The 18017-nt window shown below is 67.0% G+C and carries 17 protein-coding genes; 7 read left to right on the top strand and 10 right to left on the bottom strand.

The window, feature by feature from the left end; genetic code table 11:
* The first annotated feature begins 404 nt into the window (after positions 1–404).
* Positions 405–1151, top strand: a complete 747-nt coding sequence (locus BG90_RS22295) for a beta-ketoacyl-ACP reductase (protein WP_010110387.1) — start codon at positions 405–407, stop codon at positions 1149–1151.
* Positions 1152–1596: 445 nt separating this feature from the next.
* Here BG90_RS22295 and BG90_RS22300 read toward each other — a convergent pair whose 3' ends face one another.
* Positions 1597–2976, bottom strand: coding sequence for an MBL fold metallo-hydrolase RNA specificity domain-containing protein (locus BG90_RS22300; protein WP_010120429.1), 1380 nt, complete (start codon positions 2974–2976; stop codon positions 1597–1599).
* Positions 2977–3166: 190 nt separating this feature from the next.
* Here BG90_RS22300 and BG90_RS36235 point away from each other — a divergent pair, with 190 nt between their 5' ends.
* The 3 genes from BG90_RS36235 (at position 3167) to BG90_RS22315 (ending at position 6610) form a co-directional block, all read left to right on the top strand.
* Positions 3167–3520 (top strand): hypothetical protein, encoded by a 354-nt coding sequence (locus tag BG90_RS36235; protein ID WP_158335912.1) that lies wholly within the window; start codon positions 3167–3169, stop codon positions 3518–3520.
* A 171-nt stretch (positions 3521–3691) separates the two neighbouring features.
* Entirely contained in the window at positions 3692–4582 is an 891-nt protein-coding gene (locus BG90_RS22310) for a metal-dependent hydrolase (RefSeq protein WP_010120425.1), read from the top strand.
* Positions 4583–5047: 465 nt separating this feature from the next.
* Positions 5048–6610: an amino acid permease gene (locus BG90_RS22315; protein ID WP_025990361.1), complete on the top strand. Its 1563-nt coding sequence runs from the start codon at positions 5048–5050 to the stop codon at positions 6608–6610.
* A 202-nt stretch (positions 6611–6812) separates the two neighbouring features.
* Here the strand turns inward: BG90_RS22315 and BG90_RS22320 are convergent, their stop codons facing one another.
* From BG90_RS22320 to BG90_RS22335, 4 genes are all read right to left on the bottom strand, one after another.
* Positions 6813–8252 carry a sialidase family protein gene (locus BG90_RS22320; protein WP_025990360.1) on the bottom strand — a complete coding sequence of 480 codons (1440 nt, stop codon included), beginning with the start codon at positions 8250–8252 and terminating at the stop codon, positions 6813–6815.
* 661 nt (positions 8253–8913) lie between these two features.
* Positions 8914–9957: an FUSC family protein gene (locus tag BG90_RS22325; protein ID WP_010120422.1), complete on the bottom strand. Its 1044-nt coding sequence runs from the start codon at positions 9955–9957 to the stop codon at positions 8914–8916.
* 22 nt (positions 9958–9979) lie between these two features.
* Positions 9980–10552 (bottom strand): cysteine hydrolase family protein, encoded by a 573-nt coding sequence (locus BG90_RS22330; protein ID WP_010110370.1) that lies wholly within the window; start codon positions 10550–10552, stop codon positions 9980–9982.
* A complete protein-coding gene (locus tag BG90_RS22335; RefSeq protein WP_025990359.1) occupies positions 10549–11034 on the bottom strand; it encodes a MarR family winged helix-turn-helix transcriptional regulator in 486 nt (161 codons plus the stop codon). The genes BG90_RS22330 and BG90_RS22335 overlap by 4 nt, the downstream gene beginning before the upstream one ends.
* A gap of 381 nt (positions 11035–11415) precedes the next feature.
* On the opposite strand from BG90_RS22335, the gene BG90_RS22340 reads away from it, so the two are divergent.
* The gene (locus tag BG90_RS22340) at positions 11416–12297 is read left to right on the top strand and encodes an alpha/beta hydrolase (protein ID WP_025990358.1); all 882 of its coding nucleotides are present in this window, start codon (positions 11416–11418) and stop codon (positions 12295–12297) included.
* A 41-nt stretch (positions 12298–12338) separates the two neighbouring features.
* Here BG90_RS22340 and BG90_RS22345 read toward each other — a convergent pair whose 3' ends face one another.
* Genes BG90_RS22345 through benA form a run of 4 tightly spaced genes read right to left on the bottom strand, consistent with a single transcriptional unit; the run spans position 12339 to position 16048 of the window.
* Positions 12339–13133 carry a 1,6-dihydroxycyclohexa-2,4-diene-1-carboxylate dehydrogenase gene (locus BG90_RS22345; RefSeq protein ID WP_010120416.1) on the bottom strand — a complete coding sequence of 265 codons (795 nt, stop codon included), beginning with the start codon at positions 13131–13133 and terminating at the stop codon, positions 12339–12341.
* Positions 13130–14149: a benzoate 1,2-dioxygenase electron transfer component BenC gene (gene benC, locus BG90_RS22350; RefSeq protein WP_010120413.1), complete on the bottom strand. Its 1020-nt coding sequence runs from the start codon at positions 14147–14149 to the stop codon at positions 13130–13132. The genes BG90_RS22345 and benC overlap by 4 nt, the downstream gene beginning before the upstream one ends.
* Positions 14150–14192: 43 nt before the next feature.
* Positions 14193–14684 (bottom strand): benzoate 1,2-dioxygenase small subunit, encoded by a 492-nt coding sequence (benB, locus tag BG90_RS22355; protein ID WP_010120411.1) that lies wholly within the window; start codon positions 14682–14684, stop codon positions 14193–14195.
* On the bottom strand, positions 14681–16048 hold the full coding sequence (gene benA, locus BG90_RS22360; RefSeq protein WP_010120409.1) for a benzoate 1,2-dioxygenase large subunit: 1368 nt from the start codon (positions 16046–16048) through the stop codon (positions 14681–14683). Before benA ends, benB begins: the two co-directional genes overlap by 4 nt.
* Positions 16049–16269: 221 nt before the next feature.
* Between benA and BG90_RS22365 the strand changes: the two genes are divergently transcribed.
* Entirely contained in the window at positions 16270–17184 is a 915-nt protein-coding gene (locus tag BG90_RS22365) for a LysR family transcriptional regulator (protein WP_038801617.1), read from the top strand.
* Positions 17185–17433: 249 nt separating this feature from the next.
* Positions 17434–17646, top strand: coding sequence for a DUF1059 domain-containing protein (locus tag BG90_RS22370; RefSeq protein WP_010110360.1), 213 nt, complete (start codon positions 17434–17436; stop codon positions 17644–17646).
* A gap of 199 nt (positions 17647–17845) precedes the next feature.
* Here the strand turns inward: BG90_RS22370 and BG90_RS38085 are convergent, their stop codons facing one another.
* Positions 17846–18010, bottom strand: a complete 165-nt coding sequence (locus tag BG90_RS38085) for a hypothetical protein (protein WP_010120403.1) — start codon at positions 18008–18010, stop codon at positions 17846–17848.
* Between the last annotated feature and the right edge of the window lie 7 nt (positions 18011–18017).

Raw genomic sequence — 18017 nt, forward strand, 5'->3', positions numbered from 1 at the left:
GGAGCGATCATCGACGGACTGCCCCTATGGTTGCTAGTATGGAACGCGAACTGCTGCATCGAAATCGGCGAACGTTGAAGATCGGGTAAGCATCAGCGTAGCGCTGTAGGGTGTTTCCTACAGCAGCAGCGTGGACTCGTGCCGTGCCGCCGTTTGACCCATGTCAACGGATCGGGTGAGTGCGCGCTTACAGTAAAGCGCGTTAGCTTTGCGGAGTTTCACGCAGCGTCGCGGCAACCGGCTTCGGCATGTTGCCGCGCATACGAGTCGGCGCGCGTTCTTCGTGGCGCGCTGCAAGCAGCATTTTTTCTCAACCCCTGCCCGGATCATGACCGCGCGATGCCGCCTGGCGGCCGCGCGGCGCGGCGTCGATGCCGCACCGGGCACCTCATCAGGAGGCCGTGATGGAAGCAAAACGCGTGGCGTTTGTGACGGGCGGTATGGGCGGATTGGGCGCGGCGGTCAGCAGGCGGCTGCATGACGCCGGCATGGCCGTGGCGGTATCGCACTCGGAGCGCAACGATCATGTGTCGACGTGGCTCATGCACGAACGCGACGCCGGGCGCGACTTCAAGGCATACGGCGTCGACGTCGCCGACTTCGAGTCGTGCGAGCGTTGCGCGGAGAAGGTGCTCGCGGATTTCGGCAGGGTCGATGTGCTGATCAACAACGCGGGGATCACGCGCGACGCGACGTTCCTGAAGATGACGAAGGGCGACTGGGACACCGTGATGCGCACCGATCTCGATGCGATGTTCAATGTGACGAAACAGTTCATCGCCGGGATGGTCGAGCGGCGCTTCGGACGCATCGTCAACATCGGTTCGGTGAACGGCTCGCGCGGCGCGTTCGGTCAGGCGAACTACGCATCGGCGAAGGCGGGCATCCACGGCTTCACGAAGACGCTCGCGCTCGAGACGGCGAAGCGCGGGATCACGGTCAACACCGTGTCGCCCGGCTATCTCGCGACCGCGATGGTCGAAGCGATGCCGCAGGACGTGCTCGAAGCGAAGATTCTTCCGCAGATTCCGGTGGGCCGGCTCGGCAAGCCCGACGAAGTGGCCGCGCTCATCGCGTTCCTGTGCTCGGACGACGCGGCGTTCGTCACCGGCGCCGATCTCGCGATCAACGGCGGGATGCACATGTATTGATCGAGTCCGCGCCGCCGTTCGCGCGGCGGCGCGCGCTTCGTTGCCGCGCGGCGCGGCGTCGGGCCGTGTCGTGTCGTGCCGTGTGTGCGGATGTCGGGCGCGTTGCTCATGCGACGCGTCGCGCGGCCCGAGATGTAACGTTCCTCTCCGTCGTTTCTCCGATACGCAGTTTCTTTCGCAGCCACTCGGCATCCGACCCAGCCCGTTCGCGGTCGCTCGATCGCTCGCTCGATTCTCGCGATCGTTTAGTGTGCCGAAACATCGAAGCCCGTTCGCGAACGCGGCGGATCGCGGGCGATGTATTCATCAGCATATTCATCGCGCCGATCTCGACGATTCGACGCGCATCGCTTCGCTTTCCAATCGATTCGTCCGATTCGTTCGACGCGTACGGCATGCCGAAGCGCCGGGCAGGCCTGCCTACCCGGCGCCCCGTTCGTCTCGTTCACTTCGCACGCGCGGGCGCGTCCTCCAGCTCGACCGACTCGAGATAGGACGGCACTTCGCAGTGCCAATGCAGCGACTCTTCGATCCGGCGACGCAGCGCGTCGGCCGCCGCGGGCTCGCCGTGCGTGACGAAGGTGCGCGCGGGCGCGCTCGATTGCGCGCGGAGCCATGCGAGGATCTCGTTGTAGTCCGCATGCGCGGACAGCGACGAGATCATCTCGACCTGCGCGCGCACGCGCACGTATTCGCCGTGGATCTTCACCGTCGGCTCGTGCGCGGCGAGCGCCGCGCCGCGCGTGCCCGCCGCCTGGTAGCCGACGAGCAGGATCGTGTTGCGGCTGTCGGGCGCGTAGCGTTCGATGTGATGCAGCACGCGGCCGCCCGTCGCCATCCCGCTGCCCGCGATGATCACCATCGGCCCGTTGTGATCGGCGATCGCCTTCGATTGCTCGACGGTGCGCACCATCGTCGCCGCATGGCCGATCGCGTCCGCATCGGACATCGTGAGCCGATGATCGCTCAGGCGCCGCCGGTAGATCTCGGTGACGCTCGTCGCCATCGGACTGTCGAGGTAGACGGGCACGTGCGGCATCCGGCCCGTCTTCTTCAACTGGGCGATGTAGTGGAGGATCTCCTGCGCGCGCCCGACCGTGAAGCACGGCATCACGACCACGCCGCCGCGCGCGAACGTCTTTGAGAACACGTCGGCGAGCTCGGCCTCGGGATCGCTCGCGTCGTGCAGCCGGTCGCCGTACGTCGATTCGACGACGAGATAATCCGCATGAACGGGCGGCACGGGCGCGCGCATGATCGGATCGTGCGGGCGGCCGAGATCGCCCGAGAACGCGAGCAGCGTGTGCCGCCAGCAGACGACCACGCTCGCCGCGCCGAGAATGTGCCCGGCCGGCAGGAAACGGAAGTGCAGGTTGCCCGCGAGCGGCGTCGGCGCGTCGAATTCGCGCGGCGCGAGACGCTGCAGCGCGCGCTGCGCGTCGTCGACGGTGTAGAGCGGCAACGCCGGATGGTGCTTCGAATAGCCGTGGCGGTTTGCGAAGTCGGCTTCTTCCTCGAGGAGCCGCGCGCTGTCCATCAGCATGATCTCGGCGAGCTCCGCGGTGCCGTGCGTGCAATAGACCTGCCCGCGGAAGCCTTCGCGCACGAGCACGGGCAGATAGCCGCTGTGATCGAGATGCGCGTGCGTGAGCACGACGGCGTCGATCGAGTCGGCGGGCACGGGCAGCGGACTCCAGTTGCGCAGCCGCAGCTTCTTCGTGCCCTGGAACAGCCCGCAGTCGATCAGGACGCGTGTCCCGGCGTCCTCGAGCAGATACTTCGAGCCCGTGACGGTTTCCGTCGCGCCGAGGAACGTCAGTTTCATAAGCCCCCCTGAGAAGCGTGTGATGTGGGATGCGTCCATTGCACTACACGCAACGCGCGCATCGCTGACGTGGATCAATTTGCACGGCGACACATTCGGACGCGCGGCAAAAATGAGCACGGGCCGATGAGTGGGCGAGCGCGTCGTTCGTGCGTCGCCGCGGATCGTGCGCGTCGGCGCGGACGTGACGATGCGTGCGAGCATGTTGCGGCGCGGTGCGGTGCGGTGCGGTGTGGCACGGCACGGCGAACGCGACGTCGACGCGAGCGTGCGAGCGCCTTCGCGCGATGCGCGGCGCATCTCGCGTCCGGTGCCCGGGGATTGGCGCAATGCGGATTGTGCGGTGCGAGAACGCGCGTCGGCGACCGCCGCGGCAGACCGCCCGGCGTCTTCGCGGCGCCATCCGTGCGCGCCGTTCGGCACGCGTGATTACCGTTTGAAGGAAGCGCTCGGGCATGACCGCGGGCCGCGCAACCCGCGTGCGGACGGGGCGGGCGCGCGCGCGGCGGAGGATTCTGCAACGACGAGCATGTTCTTTGCGTGAAGTCGTCCTTGCGCAGACTTGGAACCTCTCCTATGATGACATCCATCAATGTAACGTTGATTGATGGTTTGATGTGAGATTGCGACCGCGCCCTAATTCCCAAATCGAGCCATCGGGGGCGTTGCATCGAGTCGCACCGACGTCCCGTCACGGGACATGGAGACAAACACTGTGAATGCTATCGTTCGCCGCGATATCCGCTTCGCCCTGCCGCCCGACCGCATCTGCGACTGGCATACCGAAGGCGTGGGCGTGACGCACCTGTTCAACGCGCTGTCGCTGCTGTTCCCGGCGGGCGAGCGCTTCTTCATGGATTCGGTCCGCAATTACCGCGACCGGATCGACGAACCCAACCTGAAGCGCGACATCGCCGGCTTCATCGGCCAGGAAGCGATGCACACGCGTGAGCACATCGAGTTCAACGACCTGCTGCAGGCGGCCGGCATGCCGGCGCACAAGCTCGACAAGCGCTTGTGGGCGGTGCTCGGCTGGTTCAAGAAGGTGCTGCCGCATTCGGTGCAGCTCGCGATCACGATGGCGCTCGAGCACTACACCGCGATGTTCACGGGCCTCGTGCTCGCGAACCGCATCACGGTCAGCGATGTCGACGGCTACCGCCAGATGTGGATGTGGCACTCGATGGAGGAAACCGAGCACAAGGCGGTCGCATACGACGTGTGGCGCACCGTGATGAAGCCGAATGCGAAGAACTATCTGCTGCGCACGGGCGCGATGATGTTCGTCACGATCGCGTTCTGGGCGATGCTGTTCTACTTCAACACGAGCCTCCTGATCTCGCATCGCCGCCGCATCGGCAAGGGCCTCGGCATCGGCAAGCTGGTCAAGTATCTGTGGAGCCCGAAGAGCGGCATCTTCGCGCAGATCGCGCGCGAATGGATCGACTACTTCCGGCCGGGCTTCCATCCGTGGGACCACGACAACAGCGTGCATCTGGAGCGTCTCGACGATCTGATCGCCGAGATCGACGCGAGCAACGCGCGCCAGGCGGCGAAGGCCGCGCCGCGCCGGGTGCCGCTGCATCCGGTGCCGCAGGCGGTGTAATGCAGGATTAGCAGGCAAATCAGGGAGAAGAGAAGGGCCGCTACGAGCGGCCCTTCCGTTTTTGGGGGCGCCGCAGGCGCGTCCGATCGCGGCGCGTCCGTGCGTTGTGCGTCGCAGCGAACAGGCGGCGTTTGAGAAATCATCATACTTTTCGATGCCGCGCTGCATCGGACGAGCGCCCGCTCGCGATGCGCGACCGCGAGCCCCGAGTCGCGGCGTTCTGCGCGCAACCCATTGATCGGCAAAGCGTTTTGCTCACGGCGATCTTGCGCGCCGCAGCACGTCATGTTGCAGGCGACGTCTGACGAATCGGGTAGAATCCGCGCTGCGCAAAAAATGCGTGCGGCGCGGCGCGCCCGGTCGGCACCGGGCGGCGCGCCGCAGATCGTCCCGGGGACGCGCCGAATCCGGCGTCCTGCCCGGCGCGGCGTCGAACCGTCGCCCGCCGCTCCTTGCCAGCCCGTTATGTCACCACACCCGAATTCCGACCGCTCGACCGCACAATCGAATCCTCCTCAGCTGCGCCGCAGCCTGAAAGCCCGTCACTTGACGATGATCGCGATCGGCGGCTCGATCGGCACGGGCCTCTTCGTCGCGTCCGGCGCGTCCATCTCGCAGGCGGGCCCCGGCGGCGCGATGCTCGCGTACCTGCTGATCGGCGTGATGGTCTACTGCCTGATGATGAGCCTGGGCGAGATGGCCGCGTTCATGCCGGTGTCCGGCTCGTTCGCGACCTACGGCGCGAAATACGTCGAAGAGGGCTTCGGCTTCGCGCTCGGCTGGAACTACTGGTACAACTGGGCGGTGACGATCGCCGTCGAGCTCGTTGCCGCGCAGCTCGTCATGCATTACTGGTTCCCGGACGTGCCGGGCGTCTGGTGGAGCGCGGCGTTTCTCGGCGTGATGTTCCTCCTCAACGTGCTGACCGTGCGCGGCTTCGGCGAGGCCGAATACTGGTTCGCGCTGATCAAGGTCGTCACCGTGCTCGCGTTCATCGGCGTCGGACTCCTGATGATCTTCGGCATCCTGAAGGGCGGCCCGAGCAACGGCTGGAGCAACTTCACGATCGGCGATGCGCCGTTCGCGGGCGGCCTGCCCGCGATGATGGGCGTCGCGATGATCGCCGGCTTCTCGTTCCAGGGCACCGAGCTGATCGGCGTCGCCGCCGGCGAATCGGAAAACCCGCGCACGACGATCCCGCGCGCGGTGCGCCAGGTGTTCTGGCGGATCCTGCTGTTCTACGTGCTCGCGATCTTCGTGATCGGCGTGCTGGTTCCGTACACCGATCCGAACCTGCTGAAGAGCGACGTGACCGACGTCGGCGTGAGCCCGTTTACGCTCGTGTTCCGCCATGCGGGCCTCGCGTTCGCCGCGGGCGTGATGAACGCGGTGATCCTGACCGCGGTTCTGTCGGCCGGCAACTCGGGGATGTACGCGTCGACGCGGATGCTTCACAACCTCGCGACCGAAGGCCGCGCGCCGAAGCTGTTCGCGAAGCTGTCGGCGGGCGGCGTGCCGCGCAACGCGCTGTACGCGACGACCGCGGTCGGCGCGCTGTGCTTCCTGTCGTCGCTGTACGGCGACAAGACGGTTTATCTGTGGCTGCTGAACACGTCGGGGATGACGGGCTTCATCGCGTGGCTCGGCATTGCGGTCAGCCACTACCGGTTCCGCAAGGGCTTCATCCGCCAGGGTTTCTCGGTCGATCAACTGCCGTATCAATCGAACCTGTATCCGTACGGCCCGATCTTCGCGTTCGCGCTGTGCATCGTGATCGCGCTCGGCCAGGACTACCAGGCGTTCCTCGCGAACAAGATCGATTGGGTCGGCGTGCTCGCGACCTACGTCGGCATTCCGCTCTTCCTCGTCGTGTGGCTCGGCTACCGGTTCTTCCACAAGACCCGCGTCGTCCGCTACGAAGAGATGGACATCGCGTCGTGGGTCGCCGAGCACGAACGTGCGGCGGCGCACGATGCGCGCGAAGCGGCGGCCGTGCGCGCGCCGTCGAGTCCCGAAGCGGCTTCGTAGCGCATCGCGTCGCGCAGCGGGCATCCGATCTCCGTTGCGATTCTGAAAAGCGGCCGGCCCGGCTTCGGGCGCGGCCGCTTTTTTTCGGTCTGAATGGCTGGGCGCCGTCGTTTTTTCGAATTTTTCTGGCGGCTTGACGCCTGCCGCCGCGCCGTTCGACGCGGGCGGCGGGCGCCCGCGTCTCGCGCGGGAACGCGGGTGCTTACGGCGCCGCGAACACGTCGGTACGGTTCGCCGTGTTGCCGGAGTTCGTCTGCACGAAGAACGGCAGGAACGACGTGCCGCGCGTGTCGAGCCCCGCGTAGTCGCCGATGAAGTAGCCTTCGGCGACCGGCGCGGTCCTCATGTCGAACGGACCGGCGATGCGCCGCTCGGTGTCGAAGGTGCGGCCGCCGTCGTTCGACAGCGTGCGCCAGTAGCTGGTCGGCAGCGTCGTCGTGTTGCCGGCTTGCAGGTCGCGGAAGTCGTAATACGTGACCGCGACGACGCCCGCCGAGTTCACCCGCACCGACGGATTGAACGCGGGCCGCCCGCTCGGCGCGTTCACGCGGATCGGCGCGCTCCACGTCGCGCCGCCGTCGGACGACGTCGACAGTGCGATCTCGTCGTACAGGCCGCCGTTGAAGCGCGAGTCCTGCCAGACGACGTAAAGCTGGCCCGTCGCCGCATCGATCGCGGGCTCGGGGATGATGTCGCCCGTGCGAATCGGCTCGTTCGTATTCGGATCGGTGACGGACACGGTCTGCAGGCCCGACACGACTTGCGGCTTCGTCCACGTCGCGCCGTCGTCGGTCGACTTGATGAACGCGACCTTGCCCGCGGCCGCGCTGAACGGCGGCTGGATCAGGTCGAAGAAGTCGTACAGCGTGCCTGTCTTGCGATCGACGACGATCTGGTTGCCGATCGTCTGCTGGCGCGACGGCACGTCGACGATCACGGCCGGCGCGCTCCACGTCTTGCCGCCGTCGACGGTCTTCGAGAAGTAGGTCGGCCCGCGATACGCGGCGGTGTGCAGGTTCGCGCGCGGGTTGCCGGTCGGTTGCTCGAGCCGGTCCCATACCGCGTATGCGGTGCCCGCCTTCGCCGGATTCGCGGTCACCGATTCCTTGTCGTTGAAGAACTGCGTGGTCGGCTCGTCGTCGGCGATGAGGAGCGTCGGCGCGCTCCAGGTCTGGCCGCCGTCCGCCGAAACGGACGCCGCAACCGAATTGCTGTTGTTCGACTGGTTGAACGAGATCGACACCGAGTACGCGGTGCCGTCGGGCCCGATCGACACCCACGGGTCGGACGCGCGTTCGTACGCGAGACCGCCCGCGCACGCGCTGAACGGCAGGCTGGTCTGCTTCCACGTCTGGCCGCCGTCGAACGAATAGCCGGCGACGAGGCCGTGCGCGCCGCCGTTCGACCAGCGATCCTGCTGCCACGCGCCGATCACGTTCGACGGGTTCGCGGGATTCACCGCGACCCACGGTTCGACTTCAGCGTTCACATAGTTGGTGCCGGGGCCGCCGATCGTGCAGTTGGCGAAGGGACTCGGGCCGGAGACGAGCACGGGCGCACCGTGCGCGGCCGCGGCCATCGCAAGGGCCGCCGCGGCGGAGATTCCGGTGACAAACGAGACAGGCAAGGCATTGCGTCGCATGGACAACTCTCCTCGGTGAGCTGCGGCTGCGACAGCCGAACCAAAGCGGCGCGAGCGCGCGCGATGCGTCGCGTCCGTCACGACGGGCCGCCCCCTCCGGTCGGCACGATCGAATGAAGTCGACGACGCGCGTAGTGTGCCGCGCGCTCGCCATTCGCTTCGCCGTTTCAACTGTCGCCATCCGCAATCGCTGGGTTCCGCCAGCGCATCGGTACGACTCTCTCGTTTCTTGTTGCCGTTTTTGCGGCGGAGCGCAGCCGGTGGGCGCACGCACGCCGCGAAGTCACAGCGACGAATACCTCGAAGTGGATTGCAATGTAGGCAACATTGGACGCGGCGGCAGGGACTTTTTTGTAACAGAGCGTAGCGGCGGATGCGAGCGGATTTTGCTTAAGGGTGCTGAAAGAATCGAGCGGAAGATTTGCCGATCGAGCGGATATCGGATATCGCGGCGTAAAGAAAATGCCAATCGTTCTGCATTTCGCTGGTGTTTCGGATGCGGCGACGCATCGATCGGGAGGCCGCGTGCGTCACGTGTTCGTCATTCGTTCATGCTTGATTCGGATGACGATATATTGAGATCGATGCGTTGCATATGGATCGCATGCCGCGTGTCGAGTGCATGATGTGCGTCGCGCGCGCGGGCGCGGCGATCGCCGCGTCAAGTGCGCCGGTTCGCATGAGCGTCGCGCCATCGCGCGAGCGGACATGTCGCGAACCAATGCGTCGCGAGCACGAACGCGACGCCGATCAGGCCGCCGAGCAGCACGTTGACGACGCGCTCGGCAGCGACGGCGGCCGATTGCTGCGCGACCCACGACGCGCACGCGATGCACGCGCAGCGTGCGCCGAAGCCGCTCGCGTAATGGCGGAACGCGACGAGCGTGAGGATCGATGCAAGCGTCGCGAGCGTGTAGACGAGCGCGTCGTGCGGCAGCACGTAGCCGACCGCGAGGCCGAGCGGCACGCCGGCGAGCGCGCCGAGCCCGCGATCGCGCAGCTTCAGGTGCGCGGTGGCCGCGTCGCCGGTGACGACGCTCGCGGCGGACCAGATCGCCCATTGCCCGTTGTCGATGTGCCGCCATTCGACGAGCAGCGCGGCGACGGCAACCGCGAGCGCGACCGCCGCGACGGCTTGCGTCGCGTCGCCGCGCGCGGCGGGGCGGCCGAGATCGCGTGCGCCGCGCCAGCGCGCGAGCGCGTGCAGGCGTTCCTCCGCGGGCGCGTTGCGCAGCGTGGCGATGCACGACAGCGCGACGGGCGGCAGCATCGCCGCGCACAGGTATGGGACGAGCTGCGGCGCCGGCCGATGCGTGGCGGCGGCCTCGCACGTCAGATACAGCGAAGGGATGAAGACGAAGTTGCCGAGCGAGCGCAGCCGCGCGCCGAAGCGCGACAGTGCGACGGCGGCCGCCGCGAGCGCCGCGCAGCCGACGACGAACACGGGCCACCAGCGCAGCGCGAACGACAGCGACAGGAAGCCGGCGACGATCGCCGCGCCTTGCGCGAGCGCGCCGAGCGGCGCGATGCCGACGCGCTCGACCGCGATCGCGAGCGAGACCGTCGCGATCGATGCGAGCAGCCAGCGCGCGTCGCCCGTCGCGCCGTAAAGCGCGATCGTCGGCGCGGAAACGACGAGCGTGCGGCGGAGCGCCGGCAGGTCGAATGCGCTGCCGATCCGGGCGGCGAGCGTGTCGCGGATCACGCGAGCCTCGCGCGATCCGTGCTCAGAGCGCGGCGAGATCGTCGATCGTTACGATCCGCGCGACGCCGCGCAGCATCTCGATCGAGCGCTGGTGCTCCTCCTGCGTCGCGGACGCGCACGCGTCCTCGAGCACGAGCACTTCGTAGTCGCGATCGTGCGCGTCGCGCGCCGCGGCCTGCACGGCCCACGTCGTGCTGACGCCCGTCACGATCACGCGCTCGATCCGGTTCGCGCGCAACGCGGCTTCGAGAGGCGTCGCATAGAACGCGCTCACGCGCGGCTTGACGACGACGAGCTGCACGGCGTCGGCGTCGAGATCCGGATGGAGCGCGGTGCCGGGGCCGCTCAGGTCGAGCGCGCCGAATTCCTTCGCTCGGCTGAACATCGGCGAATGCGCGGGCAGATCCGCATAGCCCGGCTCGAAGCCGACCTTGACGGCGATCCGCAGCCAGTCCTTCTGCCTCGCGATCGTGAGCGCCTGGTTGAAGCGGCCGACGACGTCGCGCTGCGCGGCATGCGCGGCGCAGCGGGCGATCTTGCCGGTGGGATGCATGATGTCGACGATGTAGTCGAGTCCGATCAAGGCGGTTTTCATCGGGAACTCCTGGGTGAGGGGGCGGGCGACGCGGCGCTTGCCGCATCCTCGTATCGCGCGAGGCGTTCGAGCAGCGGGCCGGCGGCGGCGAGCAGCTCGCGCTCGTCGGCGGTGAGGCACGCATGCATCGCGCGCACGAGCCATTCCTCGCGCTTCGCGCGGTTGCCGTACAGCATCCGCTTGCCGGTCGCCGTCAGCGACACGCGGCTCTTGCGACCGTCGTCGGGATCGGCGTGGCGCTGAATCAGGCCGCCGCCTTCGAGCTCGCGCAGCAGCGCGGCGAGATTCGACGAGCGCATCCGCTCGGCCGACGCGAGCTCGGACGGCGTGACGTCGCCGCCCAGGCGATCGATCGCGCCGAGGACGACCAGTTGCGAGAACTGCACGGGATCGGCCTGCGCTTCGCGACGCAGACGCCGGTTGAGCGCGGTCACTTGACCGCGCAGGCGGGAAGCCTGTTGGAGGTGCTGGGCGGTAATCATGGCCGCTACTTTAATATAGCTATATTTTTATAGCAATATGCGCGAGGCAGCGGAAAGCGGGGCACGGCGGAAAGGTGCGCTCATGCAATGCGGGCAGGGCGCGAGCGCTTCGCCCGTGCGCACCGGCGAACGCGCGCCGGCGGACATATCGCGCGATACCGAGGCGGCCCTCTACGAATCGCCTATTTGGACGCCTTATCGTTAACCGGTTTCTTCCATCGAAGACGATGCTTGCGGCCGAAAACGTCGCGGACCGGATCCGATGCATGCCGGCGCGGCGAATCGCGGCGCGGCGTTTGAATCGTTTGAATGCCGCGTGCGCGCATCGACCGGGCGGCGCGCGGCGCGTGAACCGTCGTTCGAGCAATCGAGGAGCAGGACATGCTGGCAGGGATGATGTTGATCGGATCGGTCGTGACGCTCGGTGTGTGGGCCGGCCGCAATCCGGTAGCCGTGCTGAACGCGGCGGCTCGCCGTTCGACGTTCGTCGGCCGTTTCGACATCGCCTACGGCGCGGGGCCGCGCCGCTCGCTCGACGTCTATATGCCCGCCGGCCGTGGCGCGCCGGCGCCGGGCGGCGGCAAGCCGCCGCTCGTCGTGTTCTTCTATGGCGGCAGCTGGCAGAGCGGCCGGCGCGGCGATTACCGCTTCGTCGGCGAAGCGCTCGCGTCGCGCGGCTTCGTCGTGGCGATTCCCGATTACCGGCTCTATCCGGACGCGGTGTTTCCGGATTTCGTCGAAGACGCGGCCGCGGCGGTGCGCTGGGCGCGCGATCACGCGGCCGAGCTCGGCGCGGACCCGCGGCGTCTGTTCGTCGCCGGTCACTCGGCAGGCGCGCAGATCGCGACGCTGCTCGCGACCGACGGCCGCTTTCTCGAGGCACAGAGCCTCGACAAGCGCGATCTCGCGGGTGTCGTCGGGCTCGCCGGTCCATACGATTTCCTGCCGTTGAAGGACGCGACGCTGATGCGGGTCTTTCCCGAGCCCGTGCGCGAAGCGAGTCAGCCGATCCGCTTCGTCGACGGCCGCGAGCCGCCGATGCTGCTCATATCGGGCCTGCGCGACGCGACGGTGAAGCCGGGCAACACCGCGCGGTTTGCCGCGCGCGTCGCCGCCGCGGGCGGCGTGGTGCAGATCAGGCTCTACCCGCGCGTCGGGCATGCGCTGCTCGTCGGCGCGTTCGGCCGGCCGATGCGGCGTTTCGCGCCGGTGCTCGACGACGTCGCCGCGTTCGTGCGCACCGCGCGGCGCGCGCGGACCTGAAGCGGACCTGAAACGCGAGGCGCCATGCGCGAGCGCGGCGCCTACCCTTGATCGCCGCCGCCGACGGGCAGCACCGAGCCGGTGATGTAAGACGCCTCGTCCGACGCGAGAAACAGGATCGCGGCGACCTGCTCGTCGATCGTCCCGTAGCGATGCATCAGGCTCGATGAAAGCGTCTGGTCGACGATTCCGCGATACCAGCGCGCATCGTCGTCGCGCTGAGGTTCGACGTTGCGCGGCACCTTGCGCGGCGGCGCGTCGGTGCCGCCCGCGGCGACCGCGTTCACGCGGATGCCGTGCGCCGCGTGCTCGAACGCGAGACTCGCGGTCAACGCGTTGACGCCGCCTTTCGCGGCCGCATACGGCACGCGATGAATGCTGCGCGTCGCGATCGACGACACGTTGACGATCGCGCCGCCGCCGCGTTCGATCATCCCGGGCAGCACCGCGCGACAGCACCACAGCGTCGGGAACAGCGAGCGGCGGATTTCCGCTTCGATCTGCGCGACTTCGTAGCGGTCGAACGGCTTCGTCCAGATCGTGCCGCCGACGTTGTTGACGAGCACGTCGATCCTGCCGAATGCGTCGATCGCCGCGCGCGCCATCGTTTCCGCGCCGGCGTACGTTTCGAGGTCGGCGACGACGGCGAGCGTGCGACAGCCCTGCGATGCGATCTCGGCCGCGACGTCGTGGACGAAATCCGCGCGGTCGACGAGCACCGTCGTCGCGCCCTCTCGCGCCGCGCGCAATGCGACGCCGCGGCCGATGCCCTGCGCGGCGCCCGTGACGATCATCACCTGGCGGTTGAAGCGGCCGGGTGCGTGGCGAGTATTCATGACGCGCTGCTCGACGAGAATTTTTCGAAGTACAGATTGGCCGGCGTGACGCCGCGCTCGCGCAGCCACGTCTGCACCGCGTCGACCATCGGCGCCGGGCCGCACAGATAGATGTCGACGTCGCCGTCGTTCAGCCATTCGGGCTCGACGTGCGCGGTCACGTAGCCCTTGCGCGGATGCGCGCTCGCGTCATCGGCGACGCAGGTCCGGTATTCGAAGCCGCCGAGGCGGCGTCCGACGTCGCCGAGGCGGTCGAGCGCGACGAGATCGTCGTCGCGCGTGACGCCGTAGACGAGCCGTACGGGCAGCGCGTCGCCGCGCGCCGCGCAGACGTCGAGCATCGACAGGAACGGCGCGATGCCGGTGCCGCCCGCGAGGAAGAGCGCGGGCCGCGCGGCGTCGCGCAGATAGAAGCTGCCGTGCGGGCCGGAGAATGCGATCCGCTGGCCGGGCGCGGCTTCGTCGACGAGATAGCGGCTCATCCGGCCGCCCGGCACGTTGCGCACGAGAAACGACACGCATGCGTCGCCCGGCCGCGAGCTGAACGAATACGAGCGCGTCGCGCCGACGCCGGGAATCTCGACGTTCACGTACTGGCCCGCGAGAAACGCGAGCTTCGCGGGCTCGTCGACGTCGATCGTGAAATGGATCGTCGATGCCGATAGCCGCTCGACTGCCGAGAGCGTGCCTTGGTGGCGCGCGGCGCCCGTCTTGCATGCGGCCGACGACGCCGGCACGTCGATCACGCAGTCGGCGCGCGGGCGCGTCTGGCATGCGAGCACGTAGCGCTGCGCGGCTTCGTCCGCGGTGAGCGCGTCATCGATGTAGCTCGATGCGGGCAGGTCGTAATCGCCCGACTCGCAACGGCAGCGGCAGGTGCCGCATGCGCCGTCGCGGCAATCGAGCGGGATGTTGATCTGCTGGCGATACGCGGCGTCGGCGAGCGTTTCGCCTTCGCGGCACGTGATGAAGCGGGTGACGCCGTCTTCGAACTGGAGTGCGATGCGGTGTTCCATGATGCGTTCCTCGGGCGCGGCGCGTCGTGCGGCGCGCGGCCGGCTAGATGTGATAGATGTCGATCAGCTGGTTGATGTAGTCGTTCTTCAGGACGACGTATTTGCTGACGATCCTCGGCGTGCCGCCGGAGAAATCGATCGCGTAGCGCGACATCCCGAAATAGCTCGACACCGTCTTGTAGCGATAGCTGAGCGTGTGCCAGTTGAAGCGCACGACGTGCACGCCGTCCTCGGCGCTCTCGAGCTCGACGTTCGCGACGTTGTGGCTCGTGCGCGTGTCGGGCATCGTCGCGCTCGATCGCTCGGTCTTGATGCGGAACACGCGATCCTCGAGCCCTTGCCGGTTCGGGTAGTAGATCAGCGAGATTTCGCGCTGCGGATCGGTGACGAGCTCGTCGGCGTCGTCCCACGCCGGCATCCAGAACACGACGTCCGGGTGATAGCAGTCGAGCCACGCATCCCATTCCTTGTCGTCGAGCAGCCGGCATTCGCGGTGGAGGAACGCCTGGATGTCCGAGAGATCGATCGTCTTCATGCGCGGCTCCCTTCGGCGGCGAGCGCCTGCTTCATCGTCGCGATCCAGTAGCGGTGCTGAACCGTATACAGCCCCTCGTCCTCGGTTTTCACGCCGCTCATCACCGGCCGGATGCCGATCCTGCGCGCGGCCTCGTCGGGGCCTTCGATCCAGTGCGTCGCGCCGCGGCACATGTCGTTCCATTCGACCGCGCGGCCCGCGTAGCCTTGCTGGCACGCGCGAAATTCCTCGAGATCGTCGGGCGTCGCCATTCCGCTCGCGTTGAAGAAGTCCTCGTATTGCCGGATGCGCCGGGCGCGCGCATCGGGCGCTTCGCCCTTCGGCGCGATGCAGTAGATCGTGACCTCGGTGCGGTTGACGGCGAGCGGCCGCAGCACGCGGATCTGCGACCCGAACTGGTCCATCAGATAGACGTTCGGGTACACGCACAGATTGCGCGAGTTCTGGATCATCCAGTCGGCGACGTCGCTGCCGCAGCGCGCGGCGAATTCGTCGCGACGATCGAAGTTCGGCCGATCCTCCGGGTTCGCCCAGCGCGACCACAGCAGCATGTGGCCGCGATCGAACGCGTAGAAGCCGCCGCCCTGGCGTCCCCACTTGCCGGCATCCATCGCGCGGATCGAGTCTTCGTGCTGCGCGTCCGTCTTGCGGTGATTGACGGTCGCCGCATAGTTCCAGTGCACGGCCGACACGTGGTAGCCGTCCGCGCCGTTCTCGGCGGTGAGCTTCCAGTTGCCATCGTATGTATACGTCGACGAACCGCGCAGCACTTCGAGGCCGTCCGCCGACTGGTCGACGATCATGTCGATGATTCGCGCGGCGTCGCCGAGATGCGCGGCGAGCGGCTCGACGTCCGGATTCAGGCTGCCGAACAGGAAGCCGCGATAGTTCTCGAAGCGCGCGACTTTCTTCAGGTCGTGCGAGCCGTCGCGATTGAAGCAGTCCGGGTAGCCGGCTCCTTCGGGATCCTTCACTTTGAGCAGCTTGCCGCTGTTGCTGAACGTCCAGCCGTGGAACGGGCACGTGTAGCTCGCGCGGTTGCCGCGCTTGTGACGGCACAGCATCGCGCCGCGATGCGTGCATGCATTGACGAACGCGTTCAGCTCGCCCTGGCGGTTGCGCGCGATCACGATCGGCTGGCGGCCGATGCTCGTCGTGTAGTAGTCGTTCGCGTTCGGGATCTGGCTCTCATGCGCGAGGTAGATCCAGTTGCCTTCGAAGATGTGTTTCATCTCGAGCTCGAACAGCATGTCGTCGGTGAACGCGCTGCGGTGCAGCCGGTAGTCGCCGCGCGTCTTGTCTTCGACGAGGAAATCGTCGATGCATCGCAGCGTCGGATGACGATCCGGGTAGATCGGGATCATGGGGGCGTCTCCTGATGGGCTCTGATCGTGGACCGGCGTGCGTCCGGACGATTGGTCCGGCGCTGCGCCGCAACGCGCGCCGTGCGGAAAACCCGGATGGAGCTACGATGCTTCGCAGGTATAGTGCACGACAACTACGCGGTCAGAATGAGGATAGTTGCCGGCAAAACGGTGCGTCCAACACTGATTGAGTATCGGATCGATATCCAAGAGGTATGAAGATGGAACTGCGGCATCTACGGTACTTCGTCGCGGTCGCGGAGGAGCAGAATTTCACGCGCGCGGCGGAGCGCCTGCACATCGCGCAGCCGCCGCTGAGCCGCCAGATCCAGCAGCTCGAGGACGCGCTCGGCGTGATGCTGTTCGAGCGGCACGCGCGGCCGCTGAAGATGACCGACGCCGGACGCTTCTTCTATTCGCACGCGGTGCAGCTGCTCGCGCAGACGGCCGAGCTCGAATCGATGACGAAGCGTGTCGGCAAGATCGAGCGCTCGCTGTCGGTGGGCTTCGTCGGCTCGACGCTGTACGGGATGCTGCCCCGGATCATCCGCCGCTTTCGCGACGAATACGGCGAGGTCGAGCTGAGCCTGCACGAAATGTCGACGATGGATCAGATCAAGGCGCTGAAGGAAGGGCGAATCGACGTCGGCTTCGGCCGCATTCGTCATGAGGATCCGAGCGTGCGGCGCATCGTGCTGCGCGAGGAGCGGATGATCGTCGCGCTGCCGGTCGGGCATCCGCTCGAAGCGGCGAAGCCGGTGCTGTCGCTGCACGATCTCGTCGGCGAGACGCTGATCATCTTTCCGAAGACGCCGCGGCCGAGCTATGCGGACCAGGTGCTCGCCGCGTTCCACGATCGCGCGCTGAAACCGCAGAAGATCTACGAGACGCGCGAGCTGCAGATCGCGCTCGGGCTCGTCGCGGCGGGCGAGGGCGTGTCGGTCGTGCCGCGCAGCGTGCACGGGCTCAAGCGCGACGACGTGAGCTACAAGGAGCTCGACGATCCGAATCTCGTGTCGCCGATCATCATGAGCACGCGGATGCTCGACGAATCGGAGGACATTCGTGCGATGCTCGCGCTGATTTATCGGTTGTACGACGAATTCAACATGGATTATCAGCCGCCGCACGAATGAGCGGGCGGTGCGGGACACGGCGCGCGAGCATGCCGGGATCGAATCGCGGCCGAGCCGGAGATCGGCTTGCGGGCGCATGATGCGCGGCGCGTTCGCGCTCGACGTTCGTTAGCCAAACAAACCGTTTCGCCGTGACCTAGAATCCAACCATAACTTCATCCAATGCGCAGCATCGTCGTTTTCGACGCGATACACCCCGGGGGAAGTTCGATCGTCAGATCGCTTCACGTCTCATGCGAGGAGGGCGTCATGGCTCGCAAATACATCGATTGCCGGGAATTTCCGAGCGAAATGCACTGCACCGTCGCAATGTCGGCCGATTCGGACGACGAATTGCTGGACGCGGCCGTGCAGCACGCGGTCACGGTTCATCACCACGCCGATTCGCCGGAGTTGCGCGCTCAGCTGAAGACGCTTTTCCACGACGGCACGCCGCCCGTCGACGCGCCGCGCCAAGCGTAGCGTCGACGGAACGACCGATGCGTATCGGTACGCATCGGTTCACGGCGCGCATGTCGAATCTGCTCGGGCCGTGCGCTCGAATCCGCTGTCGTGCCGGTGAGTCGGCATGCGGATGCGCGCTTTGCACCCGGATGCAGCAGCATGCGTCGCCGGCCGCGCGGCGGGCTGTCTTTTTCCTTTCGCGCCGAACGCCGCTGCGTCACGCAGCCGGTTCGGCGCGCTTCATCGCCGCGACGAGCGTCCGCAATCCGACCCAGCCCCAATAGACCCGGTGGCGCGCGATGCGCGCGCCGACGACGTCGATCGATTCGATCAAGCCGACCTGATCGCCCTGCGGCGTTTCGTGCGGATATTCCCAGATCAATTGACGG

This window comes from Burkholderia oklahomensis C6786 (assembly GCF_000959365.1).
Lineage (GTDB): Bacteria > Pseudomonadota > Gammaproteobacteria > Burkholderiales > Burkholderiaceae > Burkholderia > Burkholderia oklahomensis.

Coding starts and splice junctions, on each gene's coding strand:
- BG90_RS22300 (WP_010120429.1), bottom strand. CDS start 2,976: ATGAAACTGACGTTCCTCGGCGCGACGGAAACCGTCACGGGCTCGAAG.
- BG90_RS22345 (WP_010120416.1), bottom strand. CDS start 13,133: ATGAATACTCGCCACGCACCCGGCCGCTTCAACCGCCAGGTGATGATC.
- benA (WP_010120409.1), bottom strand. CDS start 16,048: ATGATCCCGATCTACCCGGATCGTCATCCGACGCTGCGATGCATCGAC.
- BG90_RS22330 (WP_010110370.1), bottom strand. CDS start 10,552: ATGAAAACCGCCTTGATCGGACTCGACTACATCGTCGACATCATGCAT.
- BG90_RS22340 (WP_025990358.1), top strand. CDS start 11,416: ATGCTGGCAGGGATGATGTTGATCGGATCGGTCGTGACGCTCGGTGTG.
- BG90_RS22295 (WP_010110387.1), top strand. CDS start 405: ATGGAAGCAAAACGCGTGGCGTTTGTGACGGGCGGTATGGGCGGATTG.
- benC (WP_010120413.1), bottom strand. CDS start 14,149: ATGGAACACCGCATCGCACTCCAGTTCGAAGACGGCGTCACCCGCTTC.
- BG90_RS22320 (WP_025990360.1), bottom strand. CDS start 8,252: ATGCGACGCAATGCCTTGCCTGTCTCGTTTGTCACCGGAATCTCCGCC.
- BG90_RS22365 (WP_038801617.1), top strand. CDS start 16,270: ATGGAACTGCGGCATCTACGGTACTTCGTCGCGGTCGCGGAGGAGCAG.
- BG90_RS22335 (WP_025990359.1), bottom strand. CDS start 11,034: ATGATTACCGCCCAGCACCTCCAACAGGCTTCCCGCCTGCGCGGTCAA.
- BG90_RS22315 (WP_025990361.1), top strand. CDS start 5,048: ATGTCACCACACCCGAATTCCGACCGCTCGACCGCACAATCGAATCCT.
- BG90_RS22370 (WP_010110360.1), top strand. CDS start 17,434: ATGGCTCGCAAATACATCGATTGCCGGGAATTTCCGAGCGAAATGCAC.
- benB (WP_010120411.1), bottom strand. CDS start 14,684: ATGAAGACGATCGATCTCTCGGACATCCAGGCGTTCCTCCACCGCGAA.
- BG90_RS36235 (WP_158335912.1), top strand. CDS start 3,167: ATGCGTGCGAGCATGTTGCGGCGCGGTGCGGTGCGGTGCGGTGTGGCA.